Origin of the sequence: Ruthenibacterium sp., from assembly GCF_017421385.1 — a bacterium.
Taxonomy (GTDB): Bacteria; Bacillota; Clostridia; order Oscillospirales; family Ruminococcaceae; genus Ruthenibacterium; species Ruthenibacterium lactatiformans.
In genome coordinates, this window is sequence record NZ_JAFOIN010000102.1 from 1 (window position 1) to 10,278 (window position 10,278).

General features: G+C 59.0%; 9 protein-coding genes. 7 read left to right on the plus strand and 2 right to left on the minus strand.

Annotated elements, in window-relative coordinates; all coding sequences use genetic code 11:
• The first annotated feature begins 452 nt into the window (after nucleotides 1-452).
• The 5 genes from IIY41_RS12360 to IIY41_RS12380 all read left to right on the plus strand — a co-directional run bounded on the left by IIY41_RS12360 (nucleotide 453) and on the right by IIY41_RS12380 (nucleotide 5,973).
• Nucleotides 453-1,982 (plus strand): ABC transporter ATP-binding protein, encoded by a 1,530-nt coding sequence (locus IIY41_RS12360; RefSeq protein WP_050006700.1) that lies wholly within the window; start codon nucleotides 453-455, stop codon nucleotides 1,980-1,982.
• Entirely contained in the window at nucleotides 1,979-3,148 is a 1,170-nt protein-coding gene (locus IIY41_RS12365; protein ID WP_270847285.1) for an ABC transporter permease, read from the plus strand. The genes IIY41_RS12360 and IIY41_RS12365 overlap by 4 nt, the downstream gene beginning before the upstream one ends.
• Entirely contained in the window at nucleotides 3,145-4,107 is a 963-nt protein-coding gene (locus tag IIY41_RS12370) for an ABC transporter permease (protein ID WP_009324480.1), read from the plus strand. The genes IIY41_RS12365 and IIY41_RS12370 overlap by 4 nt, the downstream gene beginning before the upstream one ends.
• 149 nt (nucleotides 4,108-4,256) lie before the next feature.
• Entirely contained in the window at nucleotides 4,257-5,579 is a 1,323-nt protein-coding gene (locus IIY41_RS12375) for a pyrimidine-nucleoside phosphorylase (RefSeq protein ID WP_278886958.1), read from the plus strand.
• 19 nt (nucleotides 5,580-5,598) lie between these two features.
• Nucleotides 5,599-5,973 carry a hypothetical protein gene (locus IIY41_RS12380; protein WP_278886959.1) on the plus strand — a complete coding sequence of 125 codons (375 nt, stop codon included), beginning with the start codon at nucleotides 5,599-5,601 and terminating at the stop codon, nucleotides 5,971-5,973.
• A 245-nt stretch (nucleotides 5,974-6,218) separates the two neighbouring features.
• On the opposite strand, the gene IIY41_RS12385 is transcribed toward IIY41_RS12380, so the two are convergent.
• The gene (locus tag IIY41_RS12385) at nucleotides 6,219-6,470 is read right to left on the minus strand and encodes a hypothetical protein (protein ID WP_278886960.1); all 252 of its coding nucleotides are present in this window, start codon (nucleotides 6,468-6,470) and stop codon (nucleotides 6,219-6,221) included.
• Between the two features lie 130 nt (nucleotides 6,471-6,600).
• Between IIY41_RS12385 and IIY41_RS12390 the strand changes: the two genes are divergently transcribed.
• The gene (locus IIY41_RS12390) at nucleotides 6,601-6,801 is read left to right on the plus strand and encodes a helix-turn-helix domain-containing protein (protein ID WP_117461520.1); all 201 of its coding nucleotides are present in this window, start codon (nucleotides 6,601-6,603) and stop codon (nucleotides 6,799-6,801) included.
• An 83-nt stretch (nucleotides 6,802-6,884) separates the two neighbouring features.
• On the opposite strand, the gene htpG is transcribed toward IIY41_RS12390, so the two are convergent.
• Nucleotides 6,885-8,810: a molecular chaperone HtpG gene (htpG, locus tag IIY41_RS12395; RefSeq protein ID WP_058722743.1), complete on the minus strand. Its 1,926-nt coding sequence runs from the start codon at nucleotides 8,808-8,810 to the stop codon at nucleotides 6,885-6,887.
• Between the two features lie 284 nt (nucleotides 8,811-9,094).
• Here htpG and IIY41_RS12400 point away from each other — a divergent pair, with 284 nt between their 5' ends.
• The gene (locus tag IIY41_RS12400) at nucleotides 9,095-10,156 is read left to right on the plus strand and encodes a hypothetical protein (protein WP_287400996.1); all 1,062 of its coding nucleotides are present in this window, start codon (nucleotides 9,095-9,097) and stop codon (nucleotides 10,154-10,156) included.
• The last annotated feature ends 122 nt before the right edge of the window (nucleotides 10,157-10,278 follow it).

A 10,278-nucleotide genomic window follows, 5' to 3' on the forward strand; every position in this document is an offset into this window, starting at 1 on the left:
GATGCGCTTTCGCGCATGGGTTTGAGAACATTGAACCATGCAAAACCGCAGCGGGTGCGGTTTTGTTGAGGCCGCTTTGCGGTGTCATGGTATAATAACCTTAAACCCGCCGCTGTCGCAGCTGGGCGTGTGCGCTGCACGCGCGGATGCGCTTTCGCGCATGGGTTTGAGAACATTGAACCATGCAAAACCGCAGCGGGTGCGGTTTTGTTGAGGCCGCTTTGCGGTGTCATGGTATAATAACCTTAAACCCGCCGCTGTCGCGGCTGGGCGTGTGCGCTGCACGCGCCCCTGTGCCGGCGGGCATGGGCTTAAAAATATTGAACCGCGCAAACTGTGCCGAGCGCAGTTTTTATTATAGCCGTCTTTCGGCGGCGTCCTAGTATGATCCGATATATGCAAATATCAAAAGGCATGTCCTTGGCAGGAAAAAACAGCATAGGAGTGACTGTATGGACGAGTATATCATCGAGATGTGCAACATCACCAAAGAGTTCCCGGGTATCATCGCAAACGACGACGTAACGCTGCAGCTGAAAAAGGGCGAGATCCACGCTCTGCTGGGGGAAAACGGCGCGGGCAAATCCACGCTGATGAGCGTGCTGTTCGGCATGTACCAGCCGGAAAAGGGCGTTATCCGGAAAAACGGGCAGGAGGTCCAGATCAAGGACCCAAACGACGCGAACCGTTTGGGCATCGGCATGGTGCATCAGCACTTCAAGCTGGTGCACAACTTCACTGTGCTGGAAAACATCATACTGGGCGTGGAGACCACGAGCCGGGGCTTTTTGAAAATGGACAAGGCCCGGGAAAAGGTAACGGCCCTCTCGGAGCGGTACGGCCTGCGGGTGGACCCGGACGCCTGTATCTCCGATATTACGGTGGGCATGCAGCAGCGTGTGGAGATCCTGAAGATGCTGTACCGTGAAAACGAGATCCTTATTTTCGACGAGCCCACAGCGGTGCTGACGCCGCAGGAGATCGACGAACTGATGAAGATCATGAAGGAGCTTGTCAGCGAGGGGAAGAGCATCCTGTTCATCACGCATAAGCTCAATGAGATCAAAGCGGTGGCCGACCGCTGCACCGTCCTGCGCAAGGGGCGGTACATCGGCACCGTGGACGTCGCCTCCACCACCAAGGAGGAGATGAGTGAGATGATGGTGGGCCGCAAGGTGAACCTGAATGTGGAAAAAACGCCTGCGCAGCCGGGAGAGGTCGTGCTGTCGGCCCGGGGGGTTTGCGTAAAGGGACACGGAGGCAGCAAAAATGTGGTGGACCATGTGGATTTTGACGTGCGCCGGGGCGAAATCGTGTGCATCGCGGGCATCGACGGAAACGGGCAGACAGAGCTTGTTTACGCGCTGACGGGCCTTGTGGAGCCGGAGGAGGGCACTGTGACGCTGAACGGACAGGATATCACCCACGCGCCCATCCGCAGGCGCAACGCGGGCGGTCTGGGGCATATTCCTGAGGACCGCCACCGCCATGGCCTTGTGCTGGATTATAACCTTGCCTACAATCTGGTGCTGCAAAGCTATTTTGAGCCGGAGTTCTGCAGCCGCGGCTTTTTGAAGTACGACGCCATCTACGAATACGCAGACAAGCTCATCGGCAAATTTGATATCCGCTCGGGCCAGGGCGCGCGCACCATCACGCGCAGCATGTCCGGCGGCAACCAGCAGAAGGCCATCGTCGCGCGGGAGATCGACCGCGACCCGGACGTGCTCATCGCCGTCCAGCCCACGCGCGGGCTGGACGTGGGCGCCATCGAGTACATCCACGGCAAGCTGGTGGAGGAGCGGGACGCGGGCAAGGCCATCCTTCTCGTGAGCCTGGAGCTGGACGAGGTGATGCAGCTTTCAGACCGCATCCTCGTTATCTATGAGGGCCGGATCGTGGCCGATCTTGACCCGAAAACAGTCACCGTGCAGGAGCTTGGGCTTTATATGGCCGGTTCCGGGAGGAGGGCAGTGCAATGAAAAAAATATCGGCGCGCTGGCGAAACCTCTATACAAAAGCGGGTTTTTCCAGCTTTATGGCCTCGCTTCTGGCAATTTTGTGCGGCCTTGTGGTGGGCTTTGTGGTGCTGCTGGTGGCAGAACCGGCCAATGCCTTCTGGGGCCTGCTGGCCATTCTGACGGGCGGCCTTTCCGACATGAAGAACCTGGGGCAGGTGCTGTACGCAGCCACGCCCATCATTCTGACGGGCCTTTCGGTGGGCTTCGCCAACAAAACGGGCCTGTTCAACATCGGCGCGTCCGGCCAGTTCATCGTGGGCGCATATGTGGCCGTTCTGATGGGCGTGAAATGCACGTTCATCCCCGGCCCGCTGTTGTGGCTGGCCTGCCTGCTGGGCGCGATGCTGGCGGGCGCGGTGTGGGGCCTTGTTCCGGGCTTTTTGAAGGCCGTGTGCAACGTGAACGAGGTCATCGCCTGCATTATGATGAATTACATCGGTATGTACGGCGTCAACTTCCTCATTCAGCTGACGGTGTTCGATTCCCTGAAGAACCAATCGCTTCCGGTAGCGGAAAACGCCAACGCGCCCAAGCTGGGCATGGACCTGATCTTCCGCAGCGGAGCCACGGCCTCCAGCGCCAACGCGGGCATTTTCATTGCCGTCCTCGCGGGCGTCGTTATCTATTACCTCATTGAAAAAACAAAATTCGGCTACGAGCTGAAGGCGTGCGGCTACAACCGCGATGCGGCCCGGTATGCCGGCATCAACGAGACACGCAGCATCGTGCTTTCCATGGTCATTGCGGGCGCGCTCTCGGGCCTGGGCGGCGCATGCCTGTACCTGGCGGGCGCGGGCAAGGGAATCGAGGTGCTGGACACGCTGGCCGCCGAGGGCTTCAACGGCATCCCGGTGGCGCTGCTGGGCCTCAACAATCCCATCGGCATCATTTTCTCAGGCCTGTTCGTGGCGTATTTGAACCAGGGCGGCTTCAATATGCAGGTATACGGCTTTGCGCCGCAGGTCATTGATATCATTATTTCCGTGGTAATCTACTTCGCGGCCTTTTCGCTGCTTTTGCGCGGCTTTGTAGAGCGGCGCGTCAAGCGCAGAGAAGAAAAGCGCGCGGCGGACGGCAGGCCCGCTGTTTCGGGCAGGGGCCCGCAGGAAGGGGGCGGAGCTGAATGAATACCGTATATTTTCTGGTACAGCAGACGATGTTCTTCTCCATTCCGCTGCTGATCGTGGCGTTGGGCGGGATGTTCAGTGAGCGCAGCGGCGTCGTCAATATCGCGCTGGAAGGCATCATGATCATGGGTGCGTTTTCCAGCATCCTGTTCATCAACATCGTGCAGAGCAGCGGCGCGGCCCTGCCGCCCCAGCTGCTGCTCCTGCTGGCGGTGCTTATCGCGGCGGCGGTGGGCGTGCTGGTCTCCATGGCGCATGCATATGCATCCATCAATATGAAGGCGGATCAGGTCATCAGCGGCACGGCCATCAACATGTTCGCTCCGGCATTCGCTATTTTTGCCGCCCGTATGATCCGCAGTGTGCAGCAGATCCCGTTCTCCAACACCTTCCGCATCACCAAGGTACCGGTGCTGGGCGATATTCCCGTGCTGGGGCCGCTGCTGTTCCAGAATACCTATATCACCACCTATCTGGGCTTTGCGGTGCTGGCGGTATCAGCTGTGGTGTTGTACAAAACGCGCTTTGGCCTGCGGCTGCGCGCGTGCGGCGAACACCCGCAGGCGGCGGACAGCGTGGGCGTGAACGTATACCGGATGCGCTACGCGGGCGTTGCCATTTCCGGCGCGCTGGCAGGCGTGGGCGGCCTTGTGTTTGTGGTGCCAACATCCACCAACTTCAACGCCACAGTGGCCGGCTACGGCTTTTTGGCGCTGGCGGTGCTCATCTTCGGCCAATGGAGACCCAGCCGCATCCTGTTTGCGGCGTTCTTCTTCGGTTTGATGAAAACGGTGGCGTCCGCGTATTCGGGCATCCCGTTCCTGGCAAACCTGGGCATCCCCAACGACGTTTACAAAATGGTGCCCTATGTAGCCACACTGATCGTACTGGCGTTCACCAGCAAAAATTCCATGGCGCCGCGTGCGGAAGGCATTCCCTACGACAAGGGCAGCCGTTAGAAAGCGGCGCGGAAAGAAAATAAATCAGGGGCGGGCTGCCGCCGCCGGGCGGTACGCCGGGCGGCCGTCCGCCCCTTTGCGTTCCGGCTGAAGCAGCGTGCGCGCCGGCTGTCCGGCGCGCACACAAAACGGATAAAGGAGATTTTTTTATGCGCATGTATGATATCATCGCCAAAAAGCGGGACGGCGGTACGCTGGCGCAGGAGGAGATCGCGTTCGCGGTAAACGGCTTTGCCGCGGGCAGCATCCCGGATTACCAGATGAGTGCGCTGATGATGGCTGTTTACCTGCGCGGCATGACGGCAACGGAGACCGCCCAGCTTACGGCAGCCATGGCTTACAGCGGCGATATGGTGGACCTTTCGGGGATCGGCGGCGTCAAGGCTGACAAACATTCCACGGGGGGCGTGGGCGACAAGACCACCCTGGTGGCGGGGCCGATCGTGGCCGCGTGCGGCGTAAAGGTTGCGAAGATGAGCGGCCGCGGCCTGGGGCATACGGGCGGCACGCTGGATAAGATCGAGGCTATCCCCGGATGCTCGGTGTCGCTCACGCAGGAAGCGTTTTTCCGGCAGGTGAACGACATAGGCATCGCGGTCATCGGGCAGACGGGCAACCTGGCTCCTGCGGACAAAAAGATGTATGCGCTGCGGGATGTAACGGCTACGGTTTCCTGTATTCCGCTCATCGCCAGCAGCATCATGAGTAAAAAGCTGGCTTCCGGCGCGGACTGCATCCTGCTGGATGTAAAAACGGGGAACGGCGCGTTCATGAAAACGCTGGAGGATTCCATTGCGCTGGCGAAGGCCATGGTGGACATCGGTGAGCATAACGGGCGGCGCACGGCGGCGCTCATCACAGATATGGATACCCCGTTGGGCCGCAATATCGGCAACAGCCTGGAGGTCATCGAAGCGGTGGAGACCCTGCGGGGCAAAGGCCCTGCGGACCTGACGGAGGTGTGCCTGTCTCTGGCGTCGGGCATGCTGTGGCTGGCAGGAAGGGGCGGCGCTGCGGCATGCCGCGCCATGGCGGAGGATGCGCTGCGCAGCGGCGCGGCGCTGGCAAAGCTGCGGGCCATGGTGGCCGCGCAGGGCGGCGACCCTGCCGTGATAGACGATCCGTCAGGCTTCCCCGCAGCCGCGTATGAACAGGACGTGGTGTGCATGCAGGACGGCTGGTTGTATGCCACCGACACCGAGAAAATCGGCATTGCAGCCGTTCTGCTGGGCGCGGGGCGCGAAACAAAAGAGAGCGTCATCGACCCGGCGGCGGGCATCCGCCTGTTGAAAAAAGCGGGCGACCCGGTGAAAAAGGGCGATGTGCTGGCACGGCTGTACGCCGGGGATGCGGCGAAATTTGCGGCTGCGGAAGAAAAATTCCACAGTGCGCTCACCTTTGCGGCCCGCCGTCCCCAGCTGCCCGCGCTGGTGCTGGCCCGTGTAGACAAGGACGGCGTGACGCGGTTTTAATGGGAAAGGTTGGAGGAAAATGAATCGGACGGAGTTCAAAAGACAGGTCTTATCCTTGTTTTCAGAATCTGTTGATGGTTTGAGCCTTGAGGAAAAAGTAAACTATATTGAAAACTTGCTGATAGAATACCAGAAAATGAATGAGGATGAACGGAATACGAGCAATAAAGGAGAATCCTGGACAGATGAAGAATTGAAAATTGTTCTTTCCAGTGCACCAACAAAATACAATTGTATGAAGTATGCTCGTATTTTTAAACGTGGCTATGGAAGTATTGAGCAAATATATCGGTGGGCAGCAACAACGGATAAAATGATTCAGGAAAAGCGTCCAAACGATGTTTTTGTAAAACGCATAAAAAAGGTTGCAAAAGAGCTTGGTTTAAGAGTGTAGCACAGCTGTCCACAGGGTTTCCCTGTGGACAGCTATTGTATAACAAAAGCCACTCGCAGGGCGAGTAGCTTAGAGGAAGGCTAATGTGAGTGATTGAAGTAAGCACACCTATAAGCAGCTGAAAGAAGAACGGCTGCGGCCGGCGAACCATATTTGCGTGACTTAGCGCACCAATAGAGCTCAGCTCGAATACGAAAATTCCCAGGCGCTAACGGGGATACTTTGCCTGAATTGCGGCAAGTGTTTCAGCGAAGTTTATCTTTGACGGCTACTCGGATATCACAAAGTATCTGCAGCGCGCTGCCCGCTGCGTACAGCAGCAGGCCGGAGGCTGCGCCTGCCAGCGCCAGCAGGAAAAACACCGGCAGCGCCCATACCCGCCATCCCGGTGTGAGAGCGAAGACGCACGCAGCACCCGACGCGGCGCACAGACCGGCCAGCGCGGCCAGTACGCCGCAGCCGTGCAGGATACACCCGGCGCGGCTCTCCTGTTCCATGTTCCATGCCTCCCTGTACTTCGCGCGTTTTTGACAGAATGATTTTACTGCAATTTGCGGTAAAAGTCAATACAACAAATTGCGGTTACCTATACTGTACCTTAGATAAAAAGAAGGGCAGGGGAGGTACATGTACGAGCGTATCCGCGCCCTGCGGGAGGACCGGGACCTCTCGCAAAAGCAGCTCAGCCAGGCGCTGCACTGCTCGCAGCAGGTATACAGCAATTATGAACTGGGCCAGCGGGACATTCCAACGGCCATTCTTATTGCGCTGGCGGATTTTTACGACACCAGCACAGACTATATCCTGGGCCGCACGGATGAAAAATAGCGGCCGCACAACGAAAAAAAACGCGCCCGCCGTAGCAGCTTACGGCGGGCGCGGCTTTTTTCAGTAAAGGCGGTCTGGGAAAATCAGACCATCAGCTTGCAGACATTGTTGGCGTAAGCCACGGGGTCCTCCAGTGCCAGTCCCTCGATCAACAGCGCCTGGTCGTACAGGATCTCACTGTACGCGGCCAGTTTTTCCTTGTCGCCGGCTTCGAACAGGCGCTTCAGCGCCGCAAACACCTCGTGCTCGCCGTTCAGCTCCAGCACCTTTTCGCTTTTGACCTTTTCCTGCTGGGCGGGCATGCTGTTCAGCACCTTTTCCATTTCGATGGACAGCGGGCCGCTGCTGGACAGGCATACCGGGTGGCTCTTCAGGCGCTGAGACAAGCGCACTTCAGTCACCTTGCCGTCCAGAGCCTCTTTCATGGCCTCGAACAGCTCCTTATTTTCTTCGTTTTTGGCTTTAACTTCCTCTTTTTCCGCGTCGGTCTCAATGCCGAGATCGTCGGCGGAGATGTTGCGGAACTCTTTTTCTTTTTCCTTGTCGCCGTAGCTGCGCAGCATCTGGAGCATGAACTCGTCTACATCGTCCGTCAGGTACAAAATGTCGAAGCCTTTGTCCAGCACGCGCTCGGCGGCAGGCAGCTTGGCCAAACGGTCGGTGCTTTCGCCCGCGGCGTAGTAGATATATTTCTGGTCCTCAGGCATGGCCTCGTAATATTCCCGCAGCGTTACCAGCTTGTTCTCCTTGGCGCTGTGGAACAGCAGCAGATCCTGCAGCAGCTCCTTGTTCATGCCGTAGGAGGCATAGCAGCCCATCTTGAGCTGCAGGCCGAAATTCTTGAAGAACTCTTCGTATTTTTCACGGTCGTTCTTCAGCCAGGCGGCCAGCTCGTTTTTGATCTTGCGCTCCAGCGTGGTTTTGATGAGCTTGAGCTGGCTGTCATGCTGCAGCATTTCGCGGCTGATGTTCAGGCTCAGGTCCTCGCTGTCCACAAGGCCCTTCACGAAGCTGAAATAATCCGGCAGCAGGTCGGCGCATTTTTCCATGATGAGCACGCCGCTGGAATAGAGCTGCAGGCCCTTTTCATATTCCTTGGTATAGTAGTTGTAGGGCGTGCGCGAAGGGATGAACAACAGCGCGTTAAACGTGGCGGTGCCCTCGGTCTTGCTTTGAATGACGCGGGCGGGGTCAGAATAATCGCCGAATTTATCCTTGTAGAACTGGGCGTACTCCTCGTCCTTGACCTTTTTCTTGTCACGCTTCCAGATGGGCACCATGCTGTTGAGCGTCTCGTCCTCGGTGTACGTTTCGTACTCCGGAGCCTTGTAATGCCCCTCCTCATCCTTGTCCGTGCCCTCGATGGCGCGGCTCTTTTCCCGCAGCATCTTGATGGGGTAGCGGATATAATCGGAGTATTTTTTGACGATGCCCGCCAGGCGCCAGTCGTCCAGGAACTCGTCGTAGTGCTCCTCGCCTTCGTTTTCCTTCACAACAAGGATGACCTCGGTGCCCACGTCCTCTTTGTCGCAAGGCTCGATGGTATAGCCCTCAGCGCCCGTGGACTCCCACTGCCAGGCCTCCTGTGCGCCGAACGCGCGGCTGCGCACCGTCACGCGGCTGGCCACCATGAACGCAGAGTAGAAGCCCACGCCGAACTGGCCGATCACATCCACCTTGCCGCCGGTCTCGTTTTCATTCTTGAAATCCAGGCTGCCGCTTTTTGCGATGGTGCCCAGGTTTTTCTCCAGCTCTTCCTTTGTCATGCCGATGCCGTTGTCGCGCACCGTCAGCGTGCGGTTCTCTTTATCGGCTGCCAGCCGGATGAAGAAGTCCTTCTTTTTCAGCTTTACGGAGTCGTCTGTCAGGCTGCGGAAATACAGCTTGTCGATGGCGTCGCTCGCATTGCTGATAAGTTCGCGCAGGAAAATTTCCTTGTGGGTGTAAATGGAGTTGATCATCATGTCAAGGAGCCGTTTGGACTCCGCTTTGAATTGCTTTTTTGCCATTGCCGCTTTGCCTCCCAAACTGTTTAGCACTCTTTACTGATGAGTGCTAATTCAGCATACACCAAACGGCGGAAAACTGCAAGTCCCTTTTTGGAAAATTTAAAAATTCTTCATACTTCGCGGAGAAAAGCGGCTTTTTTGCCCGCCGGGCTTGCGTGTGCGTGCGGGATGCTGTAAAATAGTGCCATAGCTGAAAGGCGGCGTCCGGCCGCCGCGCGCCCTGTGCGGCGCGGGCTGGCGGGCGTTTTGCGCCCGGCTTTGAATTTTGAAAAGGCGGTGTTTTTGTGCCTACGACGGACTTCTTTTCCGGCCCGGGCTTTGAGCCTGAGGATGTACCGGTGAAAAAAACGTCTCCCGCGCAGCAGCCGGTTGAAAAACAGCCTGCGGACGATGAACCGTTCGCGGGAATGCAGAAGCTGGATTTCGATTTCCTGGGCGGAGATGATCCCGCCGTCCCGGGAGAGACGGACCCCGGAGACCCTTTCGACGATTTTTCCTTCCAGCGCCCGGCGGCTCCGGCGGGCCCGGCGCAGCCCGCCCGGCCCGCGCCCTTCGTGTTCGATGAAGAGCCTGCCCCCGCGCCGTTCAGCGGCGTACCGGAAACGCGCATTACCCCGGCGGCGTCCGCTTCCCTCGGAGGGACGGATGATGCACCCGTTCGGCCGGTCTCTCCGGCGCAGGCTGCGCCCAAGGCGGCTCCGTTCGTGTTCGATTTTGACGATGCGCCTGTGGAGCGTCCCGCATCCCGGACGGCGGCGTCCGCAGCTCCTTCCGGAGAGGCCGCGTTTGATTTCGGCATTCCGGAAGAAAAGCCCGCGCCGGCTCCTGCCGCCGCACCGCTGGACGGCTACGCGCCGCTGTCTCTGGATTTTCTGGACGATGCGGAACCCATTGCTGCTGTGCCGCCCGCGGCCCCGGCGGCTGTAAAGCCTGTGGAGCCGCCGCGCCCTGCCCAGCCCGCGCCCAAGGCGGCTCCGTTCGTGTTCGATTTCGACGATGCGCCTGTGGAGCGTCCCGCATCCCGGACGGCGGCGTCTGCAGTTCCTTCCGGAGAGGCCGCGTTCGATTTCGGAATTCTGGAAGAAAAGCCCGCCCGGCCCGCGCCGGCTTCTGCTGCCGCGCCACTGGATGGCTACACGCCGCTGCCGCTGGATATTCTGGACGATGCAAAGCCTGTCGCCGCTGTGCCGCCCGCGGCTCCGGCGGCGGTAAAGCCTGCGGAGCCGCCGCGCTCCGCGGAGCCTGTGCCCAAGGCGGCGCCTTTTGTGTTTGATTTCGACGATGCGCCTGTGGAACGCCCTGCGTCCCGGCCTGGGCAGCCGGGGTCCACGGCCAGTCCCTTGTAGTCCGCGGCGGATGCGCCGACGGTGGCGTTTACGCCTGCCGCGCTGCAGGCGGACGCTCCCACGACGGCGTTCACACCGGTGCAGCCGGATGCGCCCGCGCCTGCCGCGGCCCCGCAGCCCGC